The following is a 14,856-nucleotide window of genomic DNA, read 5'->3' on the forward strand; positions in this document are numbered from 1 at the left end:
CGATAAATCCCCTCGAATACTCGTGTCTTATCTAGGTAGGACGGCAAAAAGCCTCTTTCAATGCCGCTGCGATGGCATAAGCTTGATCGCCTAACAACCGGGGGAACGATCAACCATGCTCAAGGACTTCAAGGCCTTCATCGCCAAGGGCAACGTCATCGACCTTGCCGTCGCCGTCATCATCGGCGGTGCCTTCGCGCTCATCACCAAGGCGCTCACCGACGACATCATCATGCCGGTGGTCGGCGTCCTCTTCGGCGGCCTCGATTTTTCCAACTATTTCACCCTTCTGGGCCCCGTTCCCGAAGGCTACACCGGCTCGATGACCAACTATGCCGAATTGAAGGAGGCCGGCGCGGCCGTGCTCGGCTGGGGCAATTTCATCACCGTCATCCTCAATTTCCTCATCCTCGGCTTCATCATCTTCCTGATGGTCCGCTGGGTGAAAAAGGTGATCGAGACGCACAAGGAAGAGGCCCCCGCCGCGCCCGCAGGCCCGAGCGAGACCGACCTTTTGAAGGACATTCTCGAAGAGCTGAAAAAGCGCCCCTAGCGCGGCACGACCATCAGCGTCTCGCCATAGAGGATGAACTCGAACCAGAACCACTTCTTGGTCTTGGACGACGTTTCCTTCTTGAAGGCGGCGATCAGCCGCTGGCCGTCGGTCTTGAGATAGATCGCCCCGTCGACCTCGACGTTGGAGCGACCCAGCGTCTTGAGATCGGCGGCCAGCTTGTCCGCCGCCTCGGGCGAGCGCGCGGTGCCGTCCTGCCCCAGTGCCGTCATCAGCCGCTTGATCAGCCGCTGGTCCTCCTCGGCCCGGGTCGAGCGCTGCAACTCGGTCGACAGGATGACGGGTGATCGCCCCCGCCCGATCTTGCCGAGACGCCCCAACAGGTCGGGGCGCGGATGGACATGGCCCTCCTCGTCGCCCGACGAAATCACGAAGGCCGCCGGATCGACCGCGGCGAGGAATTCGTCGGTGACGTCGGACGAGCCATGGTGGCACACCTTCATCACGTCCGAGCGAAAGCGCGGCTGCGCCAGCGCCAGCATCCGGTCCTTGTCGAACGCCTCGACCGGCCAGTCGCGCATCCCGGCATAAGCGGTCAGCAGATATTGCTCGGCCTCCTTATTGAGGTCGCCGCCGAAGAAAATGCTGAATCGGTCGTAGCACAGCCGCAACAGCACCGAATGGCCGTTCTTCATCTTGCCTTTGCTGGAGAAGCGCCGCACCCACATCTCGCCTCCCGGCCCGCTCTCGATCACCGGCCCGAGGATCTCGATCCGATAGCCGTTGCGATCATTGGGATCGAACCCCGGCACATAATCGACGAGCCCCGCCTCGACGCTCTCGATACTGGTGCCGAGCATCTCGAACCGGCCCGCCGTGCCGCCCGCGATACCGGCGTTGATCGTCCGCGCGAACTTGCGGCTCGATCCGCCGATATCGCCGAATAGCGCGCGCATTCCCGCATCGTCGGGCACCAATCCCTCGATATAGGCCTTGCCGCCGCGCTTCCTCGTCGTGCCATATTGGTCCCAGCCGCTCTTGTGCGGATGCTCGACCAGGCCCGAATGATAGACCGTCTCGAACCGTGCCCCGCCATGCGCCAAGATCGCCTCGAATCCCCAATAATGGTCGAGATCGGGATGGGTGATCACCGCGGCATGAAAGGGAAAGGGCGTCCCCGCGTCGCGCAGCCGGTCGAGCTTGAAGCGTTCGCGCAGGAAATCGAGCATTTCCTCGCCCTCGCCCGCATCGACCACCATGATCCGCTCGTCGGAATCGCGCTCGGGCGTGATCAGCACCGATCCATCGCCCTGCCCGACATCGACGAAAATGATCTCGAGCGGGCGCTGGGGCGTCACATGACGCCGCTCGATCTCGAGGATCGTGCCACCGCCGCCCCACTGGACCTTCACCTTCTCGCTGGTCCCATTGGCGCTTTCCCCCGGCGCCAGCCGCAGGAAATCCCCCCACAACACCTGCCGCTCGTTTTTCCCCGTCGCGGGGTCGGTGAGGAACACGTCGGTATACGGATCCTCGGGCAAGGCGACGAACAACTGGCCGGTCATGGCACCCTCCACTGGCAATGTCCCGAGCAGCGCCACCCTTAACATGGATCAATCGAGAGCGCGCGTCTCAATTTGGCGGCCGCGTCAGTTTTCGACCAACGACCCACGCCCAATGCAAAAAGGCGCCCGGACCGCCATGCCGCCCGAGCGCCTCGTCAATTCAGCTCCGATGGAGGCTGCCCCCTATTTCGGATCGCCGCCGATGCCGACGTCGCGGCGCATCGCGCGGGCATCGATCACCGTGCCGTCGAGCACCACCGTCTCGACCCGGCGCAGCGCGCCACCGTCGGCCTCGACATCGCCGTCGACGAGGATGAGGTCGGCTTCCTTGCCGACCGCGATGGAGCCCGACTGCGCGCCCACGCCCGCCACCTCGGCGGCGATGATCGTCGCGCTCGCCAGCGCATCGGCGCGGCTCATGCCCGCCTCCTCATAGATGGCGATCTCGCGGAACAGCTCATATCCCTGCCCGTCGGTCCCGGCGACCATCGTCACCCCGCCTTCATGCAGCTTGCCGATGAGCCCCTTCATCACGTCGAAGCTCGCCTGATAATCGTCATAGCTCATGCCATCCAAGAGCTTGTAGCCCCCGGTGCGCATCCCGCGCTCCATCGTCGCGGGCCACAGCCCTTCCCACGGCTGCGCCGACAAGGTCAGCGAGCCGTCGCGCGGCGGCACGACGAAATCCTCGAAGATGGTGATGGTCGGATCCACGATCGCCCCGCGCTCGGCCAGCTCGGCGATGAACGCCGCCACTTCCGGGCCGTCGAGATCGACGTCCTTGCCATAACGCAACGGCCCTTCGAGCCGGGCATTGGTGTTCGACGTATCGACCACGTCCTGCGGCATGAACTGCATCAGCGCGAAATTGAGGTGGGTGAGCTCGTCATAACCGCTACGCACCGCCTCGATCGGGCGCATCGTCGCGGGCACGTGGCCCGACACGTGGAGCCCCAATTCCTGCGCCACCGCCGCGGCCGGCGCGATCCACTCGGGGTTCATCGAGGTGTAGAATTTCACCCCATAGAGCCCGTTGGCGGCGATCTCGCGCACCGCCGCGATCGTCTCTTCTTCGCTCGTCACCGTCATCGCGCCCTGCGCCGCCAACGGATGCTGCTGGTCGACGATGGCGCTGGCGTAGATGTCGGGCGCGAGCAGCGTCCCCGCCTCCGCCCGCGCGCGCTTGTCGACGATATAGTCCATCTCCGCGCCCGGGCTGCGGTAGCTGGTGATGCCACTGGCGATATTCTGGAGCAGCTTCCAATCGTCCTGTCCGAAATGCGCATGGCTGTCCCATAGCCCCGGCAGCAGCGTCTTGCCGCGCCCGTCGACCACCCGCATCCCGGCCTCGGCCGCGATCGATCCCGCCGGCGCCACCGCCGTAATGACCCCGTCCTCGACCAGCACCGCCTGGCCAGTGCGAAAGACACGCTGCTCGGCATCGAACAGCTTCACATTGTCGAACAGCGTCGGCGCGCGCGCCTCGTCCGTCAGATATTTGGCCGACAGCGCCGCCGTCTGCGCCAGCCCTGCCTCGGCCTGCACTTCCTTCAGCTGCGGGATGATCGCCTCATAGCCTTCGGGCAGCAGTCCCAGTGTCGAGAAGAAGCCGAAAAAGCGTCCTTCCTCATCGAGCCACACCGGATAAGGCTGGCTCGCCACCCCCGACAGATAATGAAGCGTGATCGTCTCGCGCTCGCCGCTCGCGCTTTCGACATTGATGCTGCGTCCGCTCGTTTCCAGCCGCGCCACGCCCGAGGGCAGCAGCGACAGGTCGCCACCGCTTGCCTGCACCGCGCGAATGGCATCGTCGAAGGCCAGCGTCAGCCCGTTGGCCGCCCAATAGAAGTCGCAGTCATAATCGGCCTCGCCGCGGTCCTTCTCGGTTTCCCAGCGCGCCACGCCGCCCTCGACCACATAGCTCTCCTCGGCCACGCCGAAGGGCGACTTGCCGCGAATGGTGATGGTCTCGGGCAGCCCATCCTCGCCATAACAGACGGTCTGGTCGATCTCCCCCGTCCAGCCGCGAAGATTGGTGCTGTCGCGATAGGCCATGCAGCCATTGTCGAGCTGCCAGCGATATTGCGTCCCATGCGTGCCTGCCTCCGACAGGAACACCCACTTCTCGGCATTCTCGGGGGGCACCATCAGCTCTTCGACCGGGGTCGGTGCAACCGCGATGGCGGTGGAGGAAAGCGCGAGCGCGATCAGCGAAACGGTCATGAGGGGGTCCCCTGCTGGATAAGTGGAGCGAAGGATGCGCTTGCCGTCGGCGAAAATCAATTCGTCGCCGTCACATTCCAGAGAAGAGGATAGGTGGAGGGTTTCTGTTGCCCGGTACCCTCCGGACCGCTGGAATCCCCTTCTGTTGCCCGGTGGGGTCCAACCGCGCTTATTTCATTGTAACCTTAGGCGTTAGCCGTGTGGTTACGCAGCAATAGCGAGTGCTTCGTTATCGTTAGCACTTGTGTGAATGAGCCTTCACGGTGGTCTCCTACCGATCGGCAACCGGATCTTTATTGCGCTCGTCGATCCTGTTTCGCCCCCATCATCAACCGCCTGCTCCTTGAGGAGCGGCTGGTGGTGGAGGCGCCGGGGTACTGCCCCCCGGGTCCGAAACGCCTATTCCATCCGATACTCTACCGACATAGCCGGTTGCCCGGCATCCCCAGATAGGCTCATGCGCTCGGCGAAACAAGCGCCTGCGGCCGCAATCATCGGCTGGAACCACGCCCGGAACCTCGGACCGGCCGTCCGGTTGGTGACAAGCATCGGACATGCGTCACGGACGAGCGCGCAAGAAAGCGCCGCTACCGCTGCCCCACCTCTTGATAAGGACAGACAGATGAAAAGCTTCCAATTCGGTTCGATCGCCGCCGCCGCCATCGCCCTGGTCGCCTGCGATCCTGCTGCCGACCCGGCAGGCGACGCCGTCGCCGCCGCGGGAGAAAAGCGCACGCGCGCGCTCGAGGAGGCAGCACGGGCCGAAGCGCAAGCCGAGGCGGAGGCGCTGAAAAAGAAACGCGAGGCGGCGGCGCAAAATAATGCAGCTGCTGCCAGCGACATCGGCGACGCCCCTCCAACTGCCGATACATCCGCAACGGAGCCGCAATAATTTCGGTAGCGTTATTAACGCGTTAAACCGATTTTTCCCCTTATTCGCCCGTTTTTTCGCCGCATCCATGCTTCCCCGCACGTATGGCTCGCCCCGCCGTTACCGCCGCCGCTTACACCACGGGAAGATTGACAATGCGGTGACATGACGGAACCAATGGCGCCGGATCGCCGTTAAGGCTTTCCGTTGTTGCACTGCCGCAAAGGCAGGCGACTGCTAACGGACGATTTAAATTTTTGGGGATTTGACCATGAAGAAGATTGCTTTTGCTCTGACCGGCGCCGTTGCGCTCTCGCTCGCCGCTTGCGGCCAGGACCAGGAAGACGTTGTCGAAGAAATCAACGACGGCCAGGTCGAACAGCTCGAAGCGCAGGCCGACACCGCCGATGACCTCGGCATGGAAGCTGAATCGGAAGCGCTCGAAGACCAGGCCGATGCCGTCGAAGAGCAGGGCGAAATCGCCGAAGAAGCTGCCGAAGACGCTGACGGCGACGTCCTCTAGGGATCGTCTTCAAAGCTGATTTGAAAGATTTTTCGATGAAGAAAATCGCCTTTGCCCTCGTCGGGGCCACCGCCCTCACTCTCGCCGCTTGTGCTGGCGAGGCGGAAGAGGAAATGGTGGATGACACCACCCTCACCGACGAGAGCTATGACGAAAATGCCGCGAGCCTCGAAGACGTGATCGAAGAACCCGTCGTCGAGGAACCGGCTGCCGTGGAACCGGCCGCACCGCCCGTCGATCAGATCGACGAAAGCGACGTTGCCGGCACCACTGCGGAAACCGAGGACGTGGTCGGCCTCTAACGAGCCGAGGACGTTCCAGCCCGTTTCAAACGGGAAAGGCCGGATACCCCATGGGTGTCCGGCCTTTTTTCATTCCCATGCCCGCGCGCCTGCGCCATCAGGAGAGGCGATGAGTACCGCCGACCCCCTTCCCCCCGCCATTCCCGCCGCCACGCTCATCCTGCTGCGCGAGGGCCCGGACGGGCTCCCTGAGACGCTCATGGTCCGCCGCACCGCGCACATGGCATTCGCTGCCGGTGCATGGGTCTGGCCCGGCGGGCGCATCGACGCTGCCGATCACGACCATCCCGACACCCCCGCCGACGTCATCGCCGCCTTGCGCGAACTGATCGAGGAAGTGGGCGTGGCGGTCGGTCTCGACCCTGCCCCCGATGCTGCCACCAGCGCCGCGCTCCAGGCCGCGCTGCTCGAGGGCCAGCCGCTCCTCCCGCTGCTCGACGCGCACGGGCTTGCCATCGACCCGCAGGCCTTCACCCGCTTCGCCCGCTGGGCCCCCAACCTCAACCTGAAGCGCCGCTTCGATACCTGGTTCATCCTCGCCCGCGCGCCTGCCGATCTGCCGACCCGCCAGCACCAGGAGGCCGAAGTCGCCGCCTCGCAATGGATCAGCCCCGCCGCCATGCTCGATCAGATCGCCGCCGGCGCCGCCCACGCCATCTTCCCCACGCTGCGCAACCTCGAACGCCTCGCCGAGGCGCGCACCGTCGACCAGGTCTTCGCCGATGCCGCCGCGCATCCGGTCGACACCATCGTCCCCTGGGTCGAGGAGCGCGATGGCGTAAAAACCCTCTGCATCCCCGAGGATCGCGGTTACCCCGTCACCGCCTCGCCGCTCGCCGACGCCTTTCGTGGCCAGCACTAGCCGCCGCGCCCCACGCTGGCCGCGCCGCCTCCTTCTCCTCGCCCTGCTCGCCGCGCTCGGCTGGGGTGCCTGGCGCTATGCCGCCGCCTATATCGACGCCTATCCCGAACAGTTCCCCTTCACCCCGCTCGACCTCGCCGATCCCGTCGGCCCCTACACCGACGCCAAGCTCGCCGCCCTCGCCAGCGACCCGCAGGCCTGCCTCGCGCTCGTGCGTGCCGCGGGGATCGCCGAGACCTTCGCCGCCCCCCGCCAGCCCGCCGAGGCCCAATGCGGCTACACCGACGGCATCACGCTCGACCTCGCGCCCAGCCCGCTCGCCACTGCCTGTCCCGTCGCCGCCGCGCTCTACCTGTGGCAGCGCGACACGCTCGCCCCCGCCGCCGAGCGCCACCTCGGCACCACCGTCACCCCGGTCCATAACGGCAGCTACAATTGCCGCCGCCTCTACGGCCGCGCCGACGGCCCCTGGTCGCGCCACGCCACCGCCGACGCGATCGACATTGCGGGCTTTCGCACCGCCGACGGTCGCGCCCTCAGCCTGCTCGCCGACTGGGACGGCGCCCCCGCCGAGGCCGCCTTCCTGCGCGAGGCACGCGACGGTGCCTGCGCCTTGTTTTCAGCGGTCCTGTCACCCGATTACAACGCCGCCCACGCCGATCACCTCCACCTCGCCATGCGCGAGGGCAGCATGGGCTGGTCCGCCTGCCGCTAAGGAAGCGCTGATTCGGGACATGAAAAAAGGCCGCGGGAGCTGATGCTCCGCGCGGCCCTCTATCGCGAGACGCCCTTCAAAGGCGTCCGGCACCCTCCCTTACGAGAGGTGCTTCGACAGGTGCTTGTTCATTTCGAACATGGTCACCTTGTCCGCGCCGAAAATGGGACGCAGCGTGTCGTCGGCCATGATTTCCCGCTTATTCTGCGGATTCTGAAGGTTGTTGGCCTTGATGTAAGCCCACATCTTCGAAACGACTTCGCTACGCGGAAGCGGGGTCGGACCGGTCACTTTCGCCAGTTCGGCCGACGGCGTCACCGGGCGAGCAAGACCGCCCCCTGCTTTACGCCCCGACCCGCTCTTATTGTCTGCCATGATATTTGGCCCTCCTGTTAAGTAAGGAGGCGAGTAGAGCGAGCTTCCCTAAGGGGCGCAAGAGGGAGAATCGCACTTTTTCGTGACTAATGGTTAATGGCGCCGAAGGGGACGACGCGATTTTGCGCGTCATGGCCGATGTCGGCGCGCCCGCGCCACGCGATCCCCGCCGCATCGCACCAGCGCCGCACCATCGCTTCGGCCTCCTCGCCAAAGGGCCGGTCGTTGTCGGGCACCGCCGAAAAGCGCCCCATGCGAAGGCTCGCCGGCCTGACCGCCTGGTTCGTCAGCGCGAACAGCGCCCGGTCGCTCGCATATTGATATTCGGCCACCTCCTCGATCAGCAGCTCGGCTCCCTCGAGATCGGGCATCAACGGTGTGCCCAGCATCGACACCAGCACTTCCAGGTTGAACGCAAGGCTCGGCCGGTCGGGCGACAGCTCCGGCTCCAGCGCCGCCTCGTCGCCCCGCACCATCCACGCCAACGCCCGGTCGATCGCCGCCTCGCCGCCCTCGCGCGTCACATCGGCGGGCATCGGCCCATGCGCCACCTCCAGCCCCGCCTTGTGCAGCGCGGACAGCAGGAACCCCGCATCCGAATAGCCCATGACCCTCTTGCCCAGCGCCCGCGCGGGCAGCTCGCGCACCAGCGCCGCGGCAATCCGGTTCGACCCATAGCCGCCACGCGCGCACCAGACCCAGTCGACGCTTTCGTCGGCCAGCACCTCCTTCAGCGCCGCCAGCCGCACCGCGTCCGAGCCTGCAAAATGCCCCTCGCAGGCATGGACCTGCGGGTGCACCATCAGCTCGGCGCCCGCCAGCGCGGCGCGCTCGTGCACGCGCGCGACAACCGCCTCGCTCACCGGGCAACTCGGCGCAACCATCGCAATCCGCATGGGTCCTCCATTGCTCACGCTCCCGGCATCGCATAGGGCAGTCGCCATGGACAATGGCTATTTCTTCTGCGGCATCGGCGGGTCGGGCATGTTGCCGCTTGCCGCCATCATCAAGGCGCGCGGCGCCGCCGTCTCGGGCTCGGACCGCAGCCTCGATGCCGGTCGCATGGCCGCCAAGTTCGACTATCTGCGCAGCCTCGGCATCGACCTCCACGATCAGGACGGCACCGGCCTGAAAGAGGGCCAGACCCTCGTCGCCTCCGCCGCGGTCGAGGACAGCGTCCCCGACGTCGTGCGCGCGCGCGAGCTCGGGCTGCCCCGCAAGGCGCGGCCCGAACTGCTCGCCGAACTCCTCAATACCGCCGCCACCTCGATCGCCATCGGCGGCACCTCGGGCAAGTCGACGGTCACCGGCATGGCGGGCTGGATCCTCCACGAGGCCGCGCGCGCGCCTACTGTCATGAACGGCGCGGTGATGAAGAATTTCGCCGGGCCGCATGCCCCCTTTGCCAGCGCGCTTGTCGGCGATCCCGATCTGTTCGTCGCCGAGGTCGACGAGAGCGACGGCTCGATCGCGCTCTACGAACCCACGGTGGCGCTGGTGAACAATATCAGCCTCGATCACAAGTCGATGGACGAACTGCGCCAGCTGTTCGGCGACTTCATGGGCGCTGGCACCCACGCCATCTTCAATGCCGACGATGTCGAAGCGCGCGCCATCGCGCCCGCCCATGCGCGCGGCTTCGGCTTCGATCCCGCGCACGACCCCGCCTATCGCGGCCATGACCTCGAACTGCATGACGAGGAGGTCCGCTTCACGCTGCTCCACGACGGCCAGGCCCATGCTGTCCACCTCCCCATGCCCGGGCGCCACAATGCGATGAATGCGCTGGCTGCGCTGGCCGCCACCCATGCCGCCGGGGTCGAGCTGGCCGACGGTGCCGCCGCGCTCGCCCGCTTCGCCGGCCTGAAGCGCCGCCTCGAGCGCGTCGGCGAACATCATGGCATCACCGTTTATGACGATTTCGGGCATAATCCCGACAAGGCCGCCGCCACGCTCGACACGATGCGCGCGCGTGGCCGCCGTCTCCTCGCCATCTTCCAGCCGCACGGCTACGGCCCCCTGAAACAGATGGGCGAGGAACTGGCGCAGGTCTTCGCCGCTCGGCTCGGCGAGGATGATCGCCTCTTCCTCCCCGATCCCGTCTACCAGGGCGGCACGGTCGACAAGTCGCGCGGCTCGGACTGGCTCGCCCATGCGGTGCGCGAGGCGGGTGGCCATGCCATCCACATCCCCGATCGCGACGACATTGCCGCCGAGATCGCCGCCGACGCCCGTCCCGGCGACATCGTCCTCGTCATGGGCGCGCGCGACGACAGCCTCATCGCCTACGCCCGCGACCTGCTTGATGCCATCGGCAAGGCGCAGGGCTGATGGGCGGCGCCGTCGGCTGGATCCTCGATGACGCCGACCGCGCCAGCCTGCTCGCCCATTTCCCGCCGCGCTATGCCGAGGTGATCGCGCATCACGTCACCGCCGCCTCGCACCGCGACAAGGCACCCGTCCCCGCACCCGCCAGCTTCGCCGTGATCGGCCACAGCGATGCGGGCCACGGCGTCGAGGCGCTCGTCGTCCTCGTCGATGGCCAGCCGCACCGCCCCGACGGCAATCACTATCACGTCACCTGGAGCCTCGACCCCGACAGCGGCAGGGTGCCCAAGGACAGCAACGCCCTCATCGCCGACCATGGCTTCACCGAGGTCGACCCCATCCCCTTCCACGCCCGCCCCGGTTACGTGTCATGAGCCATCCGGCCCTCTTCCTCGACTGCGACGGCGTCCTCGCCGACTTCGACGGCGGCGTGAAGAAGCTCACCGGCATGGATGCCCACGCTTTCCAGAAAAAAGTCGGGGTCGGCGGTTTCTGGAAGACGTTGGCGCGCGCCGAGGATTTCTACGCCAATCTCGACCCGCTGCCCGGCGCGCTGGAGATGGTCGAAGCGGTCGCGCACCTCGCCCCCACCATTCTCACCGGCCTCCCGATGGGCAAATGGGCCGAGCCGCAAAAGCGCGCTTGGGGTGAAAAATGGCTGCCCGGCGTGCCGATGATCACCTGCATGGCGCGCGACAAGCATCTCTATGCCGCCCCCGGCGACGTCCTCGTCGACGACCGCGAAAAGCAGCGGGCGCCCTGGGAGAATGACGGCCAAGGCCGCTTCATCCTCCACAGGACGCCCGCGATATCGCTTGGCGAACTGGCTGAGATCTACCCGCTCTAGGCGGTTTCGACGTCCACCTTCTCGACCCATTCGGGCCAGAACACCGGCTCGCGCGTCGACCAGCCCGCCGCCGTCGCGGCGCCCTCGCTGATCGACTGCAAGAGGATCCGGCGACGATCGGGGTGCAGGTGCGGCAGCGCCGCCGCGGCGCAGAAGGCCGCCGGCAGCCACGGACGCACATGCGCGCCGAGGAGCCGCTCATAGAGGAAGCGATAGGCCGTGAAGCTGTCCAAACGCCCCTGCGCGAGATCGAACGCCGACAGCGTCGTCAGCAGCCCGAGGAACGGCTCGAGCATGTCGAGACCGCTATCGTCGGGAATGTCCGCGCGCAGGTGGGGGAGCTGGGCATAGAAGCGCTTCTGGGCATTGATCGCGGCCGCCTCTCCCTCGTCGCGTGCCCAGGTGTCGAGTGGATCCTTGCGGCCGAACGCCACGTCCAGCGAACGGCGAATGTAGCGCTGCGTCGCTTTGTCGAAGGAAGCGAACTCCTTCATCTCGCTGAACAGCTTCTCCCCCGTCACCGGGCCCCCGCCCTTCTTCGCATCCATCTCGAATATCTCCTTCTGCCACTGCCCACGATCTTAGAAAGGCTAGTCTTAAAAGGGACTTAACCAAAAACCGCGAGCCGCTCCCCGTGACGCAAAAGAGGCAAAAATCAGCCGCTGCGGCAAGGGCTCGTTGCCCTTGCCACACGGCTTTTCAACGCATTGCGACATATCGGCAACGCCCCCAGCCACGCCGCCAATCTGGTTGCGCCGCCGTCCCGACGTTGCGGAAACTGGGCCCTAGCGCCCGCCGTTCGGCGCATCCGAGTTGGGATGCGGTTCGTCGTCGTCGCTGCGGGTCACCGAAATCGGATCGGACGCATCCATCGATTCATCCGAACCGACGTCCACCTTGGTGTCGGCATCATGCGGATGCTTGGCGAGCTTTTCCTCGAGTTCCTTGCTCGGTTCGTCCTTGGGCTGGCTCATGACACATGTCCTTTTTCACTGTCTTTCCCCATCAACGGGCCAGTGCCGGGCCCCGTTCCTCGCCTGCTTCTTCTATGAGCCCGCATTCCCCTTCGATGAACCGGCGTTTCGGGGCTTGGCCTCGGGCCAGCGCTCTGGCACGACAATCAGCCCATGCGCCACGTCCCGATCCGCAACCATTCGACCTCGCTGTTCGCCGACTGGCGGCTGGCGCTGGCCTCGATCGTCCTGTTCTGGGCGACCTATCTGGCCACGGTGATCGGCCGCGCACTCCTCATCGGCGATCTCGACGGCGTTCTTGCCAACCGCATGCCGCATATCGGGATCGGCATCATCCTGACCTTGTGCATCTACATGTCGCTGCGCGCGGTACGCCCCGAGGCCTCGCTGCGCTGGCGCGCCACGGTCGCCTTCGCCGCCTCCTCGCTCGCCGCGGTCGCGCAGGCGCTCTTCATCATCTCGACCGCGCCCGACGTCTCCGCCAGCAGCGAGGAATATCGCACCGAGGCGCGCGAGGGCGCGGTCATCATCCAGAAGGGCAACGAGATCCGCATCCAGCGCCATTCGGGCGAGGCGCCGATGGTCTTCACCCTGCCCCCGCTCGAGGAACTCGACCGCCTCGGCAAGATCCGTATCGCCGCCGATGCCGCCGTCGTCTGGCTCTTCTTCTTCCTCGCCTGGTCGGGGGTCTATCTCGCCATGGACAGCGCCGGGCGCGTCGAACAGGTCAAGCGCCGCCTCGCCGAGGCCGAGGCCGCGACCCAGGCCGCCCACGTCCGCGCGCTGCGCTATCAGGTCAACCCGCACTTCCTCTTCAACACGTTGAACAGCCTGTCCTCGCTGGTCATGACCAAGCGCAACGAACAGGCCGAGGAAATGCTGATCGCTCTGTCCGAATTCTTCCGCACCTCGCTCTCGCTCGATCCCTCCGAGAGCATCACGCTCGAACGCGAGATCAGCCTCCAGCGCCTCTATCTCGACATCGAACAGCGCCGCTTCCCCAAGCGGCTCGACGTCACCATCGACGTGCCCGAGGAACTCAGCCAGATGCGCGTGCCCGCGCTCATCCTCCAGCCGCTGGTCGAAAATGCCATCAAATATGGCGTCAGCCGCACCCGCGCGCCCGTCCATCTCGCGATCAAGGCGACCCCGATCGAGGATGGCCGCGCGCGCCTTGTCGTTTACAATTCATCGCCCATCGGTCCGCAGGCCGACCGCGACCCGCCGAGCGGGACCGGCACCGGCCTCACCAATGTCCGCGAGCGCCTGCTCGCCCATTTCGGCGCCTCGGCGACCTGCCATGCCGCGCCGATCGAGGACGGCTTTCGGGTCGTGCTCGACATTCCCATCGTGAAGGAGCCTGAAGGATGACCGCGCTGAAGGTGCTGATCGCCGACGACGAACCGCTTGCCGCCGACCGCCTTGTCGCCTTGCTCGACCCGCTCGAGAATCTCGACATCGTCGGCATCGCCGAGGACGGCGACCAGGCCGTCGCGCTCGCCGCCGAGCACCAGCCCGACCTCGTCCTCCTCGACATCTCCATGCCCGGCATGGACGGCATCGAGGTCGCGCGCCATCTCGCCCGCGCCGAGCCGCGTCCCGCCGTGATCTTCGTGACCGCCTACGACCAGTTCGCGGTCGCCGCCTTCGAGGTCGCCGCCGTCGACTATCTCATGAAGCCGGTCGACCGGAACCGGCTGATCGCCGCGATCGAGCGCGCCCGCGAGGCGCTGGATCATCGCGAACCGGGCGAGGGCAAGGCGGCGGATTCGCTCTTCCTCACCGAATTCTGGGCCTCCGACATGTCGGGCCTCGTGCGCATCGCCGCCGCCGACATCGACCGCATCTCGGCCGAGCGCGACTATATGCGCCTCCATGTCGGCGATCGCAGCTGGCTCATCCACCATTCGATGGCCTCGCTCGAACAGGGGCTCGACCCCGCCATGTTCGTGCGGCTGCACCGCTCGGCGATCCTGCGCCGCGATTTTATCGACGGTTTCTCGCGCAACGCCTCGGGCCGCTGGATCGCGCAGCTTGGCGACGGCAGCGAACAGCCCGTCGGCCGGCTCTATGCCGAACATGTCCGCGAGATGACGGGCCGCTGATCGCCAGCGCTCCGACGGGCTGGCGGCCTTTTAACAATCTTTGTCATATTTTTGGAAACATTCGATGTGGCGGCTCGTTAAGAGCGTCTGACACGGGGGCCATTCCGCATGGGCTGGACGCACGTGCATCCCAACGTGAACGGGAGAGGGGTCCATGCTCGGACGACCCGATGATGCCAAGTTGCTACGCATGCTCCACGGTGCCGCCGAGGACACGGGCCAGCGCATCCGCCTCGTCTGTGATCGCATCGCCAATCAGCAGATCGTCAAGATCCTCCAGGATTGCCGCCAGAACCGCGATGAGATGATGCCCAGGATCGCGGCCGCGCTAGAGGAGATCGGTGCCCCGCTGGAAGATGGCGAACGCCGGATCTGCTGTCCCGAAAGCTGGTTCGACCTGTCAGACGATGCGACCGCAAGCGGCAATTACGGCCCCCTGCTCCTCAAGCTGGCCGAATGCGACGAGGTCGTCATGACCCGGTTGAGCGAGGCGGCCGAGACCGCCGATCTTTCAGCCGTGACCCGCCTCGCCATCGACGAGGCCATCATCCTGCTCGACGAGACGATCAAGAAATTCCGTCGCATCGTCGAACAGTCGGACGGCAAGGACGCGACCCAGGCCGCCTGACGACCGCCTGTGGCGGCGCGCCTT

The 14,856-nt window shown here is 66.0% G+C and carries 18 protein-coding genes and 1 other RNA gene; 12 read left to right on the top strand and 7 right to left on the bottom strand.

All coding sequences use genetic code 11. The features are described from left to right. The first annotated feature begins 115 nt into the window (after window positions 1-115). The gene (mscL, locus tag NUW51_RS06130) at window positions 116-553 is read left to right on the top strand and encodes a large conductance mechanosensitive channel protein MscL (RefSeq protein ID WP_265563754.1); all 438 of its coding nucleotides are present in this window, start codon (window positions 116-118) and stop codon (window positions 551-553) included. Here mscL and NUW51_RS06135 read toward each other — a convergent pair. The 3 genes from NUW51_RS06135 to ssrA all read right to left on the bottom strand — a co-directional run bounded on the left by NUW51_RS06135 (window position 550) and on the right by ssrA (window position 4,781). Then, the gene (locus NUW51_RS06135) at window positions 550-2,079 is read right to left on the bottom strand and encodes a ComEC/Rec2 family competence protein (RefSeq protein WP_265563756.1); all 1,530 of its coding nucleotides are present in this window, start codon (window positions 2,077-2,079) and stop codon (window positions 550-552) included. The two genes, mscL and NUW51_RS06135, sit on opposite strands and share 4 nt — an antisense overlap. A 183-nt stretch (window positions 2,080-2,262) precedes the next feature. Next, entirely contained in the window at window positions 2,263-4,302 is a 2,040-nt protein-coding gene (locus NUW51_RS06140; RefSeq protein ID WP_265563758.1) for an amidohydrolase family protein, read from the bottom strand. Between the two features lie 131 nt (window positions 4,303-4,433). Then, window positions 4,434-4,781: a transfer-messenger RNA gene (ssrA, locus tag NUW51_RS06145) on the bottom strand. Window positions 4,782-4,924: 143 nt separating this feature from the next. Between ssrA and NUW51_RS06150 the strand changes: the two genes are divergently transcribed. The 5 genes from NUW51_RS06150 (at window position 4,925) to NUW51_RS06170 (ending at window position 7,575) form a co-directional block, all read left to right on the top strand. Beyond that, window positions 4,925-5,194, top strand: coding sequence for a hypothetical protein (locus NUW51_RS06150; RefSeq protein WP_265563760.1), 270 nt, complete (start codon window positions 4,925-4,927; stop codon window positions 5,192-5,194). 250 nt (window positions 5,195-5,444) lie between these two features. Beyond that, the gene (locus NUW51_RS06155; protein ID WP_265563762.1) at window positions 5,445-5,696 is read left to right on the top strand and encodes a hypothetical protein; all 252 of its coding nucleotides are present in this window, start codon (window positions 5,445-5,447) and stop codon (window positions 5,694-5,696) included. A 35-nt stretch (window positions 5,697-5,731) separates the two neighbouring features. Further along, on the top strand, window positions 5,732-5,998 hold the full coding sequence (locus tag NUW51_RS06160; RefSeq protein ID WP_265563764.1) for a hypothetical protein: 267 nt from the start codon (window positions 5,732-5,734) through the stop codon (window positions 5,996-5,998). A gap of 109 nt (window positions 5,999-6,107) precedes the next feature. Beyond that, entirely contained in the window at window positions 6,108-6,860 is a 753-nt protein-coding gene (locus tag NUW51_RS06165; protein WP_265563766.1) for an NUDIX hydrolase, read from the top strand. Then, window positions 6,847-7,575 (top strand): extensin-like domain-containing protein, encoded by a 729-nt coding sequence (locus NUW51_RS06170; protein WP_265563769.1) that lies wholly within the window; start codon window positions 6,847-6,849, stop codon window positions 7,573-7,575. The genes NUW51_RS06165 and NUW51_RS06170 overlap by 14 nt, the downstream gene beginning before the upstream one ends. Before the next feature lie 99 nt (window positions 7,576-7,674). Here NUW51_RS06170 and NUW51_RS06175 read toward each other — a convergent pair whose 3' ends face one another. Next, window positions 7,675-7,950: an SWIB/MDM2 domain-containing protein gene (locus NUW51_RS06175; protein WP_265563771.1), complete on the bottom strand. Its 276-nt coding sequence runs from the start codon at window positions 7,948-7,950 to the stop codon at window positions 7,675-7,677. 86 nt (window positions 7,951-8,036) lie between these two features. Then, the gene (locus tag NUW51_RS06180; RefSeq protein ID WP_265563773.1) at window positions 8,037-8,846 is read right to left on the bottom strand and encodes an LD-carboxypeptidase; all 810 of its coding nucleotides are present in this window, start codon (window positions 8,844-8,846) and stop codon (window positions 8,037-8,039) included. 46 nt (window positions 8,847-8,892) lie between these two features. Between NUW51_RS06180 and NUW51_RS06185 the strand changes: the two genes are divergently transcribed. Genes NUW51_RS06185 through NUW51_RS06195 form a run of 3 tightly spaced genes read left to right on the top strand, consistent with a single transcriptional unit; the run spans window position 8,893 to window position 11,125 of the window. After that, window positions 8,893-10,281 (top strand): glutamate ligase domain-containing protein, encoded by a 1,389-nt coding sequence (locus NUW51_RS06185; protein ID WP_265563776.1) that lies wholly within the window; start codon window positions 8,893-8,895, stop codon window positions 10,279-10,281. Next, window positions 10,281-10,652 (top strand): hypothetical protein, encoded by a 372-nt coding sequence (locus NUW51_RS06190; RefSeq protein ID WP_265563778.1) that lies wholly within the window; start codon window positions 10,281-10,283, stop codon window positions 10,650-10,652. Before NUW51_RS06185 ends, NUW51_RS06190 begins: the two co-directional genes overlap by 1 nt. Next, window positions 10,649-11,125, top strand: coding sequence for a 5' nucleotidase, NT5C type (locus tag NUW51_RS06195; RefSeq protein ID WP_265563780.1), 477 nt, complete (start codon window positions 10,649-10,651; stop codon window positions 11,123-11,125). The genes NUW51_RS06190 and NUW51_RS06195 overlap by 4 nt, the downstream gene beginning before the upstream one ends. Here the strand turns inward: NUW51_RS06195 and NUW51_RS06200 are convergent. Then, window positions 11,122-11,673 (bottom strand): hypothetical protein, encoded by a 552-nt coding sequence (locus NUW51_RS06200; protein ID WP_265563782.1) that lies wholly within the window; start codon window positions 11,671-11,673, stop codon window positions 11,122-11,124. The genes NUW51_RS06195 and NUW51_RS06200 overlap by 4 nt on opposite strands. A gap of 237 nt (window positions 11,674-11,910) precedes the next feature. Beyond that, on the bottom strand, window positions 11,911-12,099 hold the full coding sequence (locus NUW51_RS06205) for a hypothetical protein (RefSeq protein WP_265563784.1): 189 nt from the start codon (window positions 12,097-12,099) through the stop codon (window positions 11,911-11,913). 153 nt (window positions 12,100-12,252) lie between these two features. Between NUW51_RS06205 and NUW51_RS06210 the strand changes: the two genes are divergently transcribed. The 3 genes from NUW51_RS06210 to NUW51_RS06220 all read left to right on the top strand — a co-directional run bounded on the left by NUW51_RS06210 (window position 12,253) and on the right by NUW51_RS06220 (window position 14,832). After that, entirely contained in the window at window positions 12,253-13,470 is a 1,218-nt protein-coding gene (locus NUW51_RS06210; protein WP_265563787.1) for a histidine kinase, read from the top strand. Continuing rightward, window positions 13,467-14,204 carry a LytR/AlgR family response regulator transcription factor gene (locus NUW51_RS06215; protein ID WP_265563789.1) on the top strand — a complete coding sequence of 246 codons (738 nt, stop codon included), beginning with the start codon at window positions 13,467-13,469 and terminating at the stop codon, window positions 14,202-14,204. The genes NUW51_RS06210 and NUW51_RS06215 overlap by 4 nt, the downstream gene beginning before the upstream one ends. A 154-nt stretch (window positions 14,205-14,358) precedes the next feature. Next, window positions 14,359-14,832 carry a hypothetical protein gene (locus tag NUW51_RS06220; protein ID WP_265563791.1) on the top strand — a complete coding sequence of 158 codons (474 nt, stop codon included), beginning with the start codon at window positions 14,359-14,361 and terminating at the stop codon, window positions 14,830-14,832. Window positions 14,833-14,856 lie beyond the last annotated feature (24 nt).

The sequence above is a fragment of the Sphingomicrobium arenosum genome (assembly GCF_026157085.1).
GTDB lineage: Bacteria > Pseudomonadota > Alphaproteobacteria > Sphingomonadales > Sphingomonadaceae > Sphingomicrobium > Sphingomicrobium arenosum.

Coding starts and splice junctions, on each gene's coding strand:
- NUW51_RS06140 (WP_265563758.1), bottom strand. CDS start 4,302: ATGACCGTTTCGCTGATCGCGCTCGCGCTTTCCTCCACCGCCATCGCG.
- NUW51_RS06175 (WP_265563771.1), bottom strand. CDS start 7,950: ATGGCAGACAATAAGAGCGGGTCGGGGCGTAAAGCAGGGGGCGGTCTT.
- NUW51_RS06185 (WP_265563776.1), top strand. CDS start 8,893: ATGGACAATGGCTATTTCTTCTGCGGCATCGGCGGGTCGGGCATGTTG.
- NUW51_RS06215 (WP_265563789.1), top strand. CDS start 13,467: ATGACCGCGCTGAAGGTGCTGATCGCCGACGACGAACCGCTTGCCGCC.
- NUW51_RS06190 (WP_265563778.1), top strand. CDS start 10,281: ATGGGCGGCGCCGTCGGCTGGATCCTCGATGACGCCGACCGCGCCAGC.
- NUW51_RS06135 (WP_265563756.1), bottom strand. CDS start 2,079: ATGACCGGCCAGTTGTTCGTCGCCTTGCCCGAGGATCCGTATACCGAC.
- NUW51_RS06150 (WP_265563760.1), top strand. CDS start 4,925: ATGAAAAGCTTCCAATTCGGTTCGATCGCCGCCGCCGCCATCGCCCTG.
- NUW51_RS06205 (WP_265563784.1), bottom strand. CDS start 12,099: ATGAGCCAGCCCAAGGACGAACCGAGCAAGGAACTCGAGGAAAAGCTC.
- NUW51_RS06210 (WP_265563787.1), top strand. CDS start 12,253: ATGCGCCACGTCCCGATCCGCAACCATTCGACCTCGCTGTTCGCCGAC.
- NUW51_RS06180 (WP_265563773.1), bottom strand. CDS start 8,846: ATGCGGATTGCGATGGTTGCGCCGAGTTGCCCGGTGAGCGAGGCGGTT.
- NUW51_RS06155 (WP_265563762.1), top strand. CDS start 5,445: ATGAAGAAGATTGCTTTTGCTCTGACCGGCGCCGTTGCGCTCTCGCTC.
- NUW51_RS06200 (WP_265563782.1), bottom strand. CDS start 11,673: ATGGATGCGAAGAAGGGCGGGGGCCCGGTGACGGGGGAGAAGCTGTTC.
- NUW51_RS06195 (WP_265563780.1), top strand. CDS start 10,649: ATGAGCCATCCGGCCCTCTTCCTCGACTGCGACGGCGTCCTCGCCGAC.
- NUW51_RS06165 (WP_265563766.1), top strand. CDS start 6,108: ATGAGTACCGCCGACCCCCTTCCCCCCGCCATTCCCGCCGCCACGCTC.
- mscL (WP_265563754.1), top strand. CDS start 116: ATGCTCAAGGACTTCAAGGCCTTCATCGCCAAGGGCAACGTCATCGAC.
- NUW51_RS06160 (WP_265563764.1), top strand. CDS start 5,732: ATGAAGAAAATCGCCTTTGCCCTCGTCGGGGCCACCGCCCTCACTCTC.
- NUW51_RS06220 (WP_265563791.1), top strand. CDS start 14,359: ATGCTCGGACGACCCGATGATGCCAAGTTGCTACGCATGCTCCACGGT.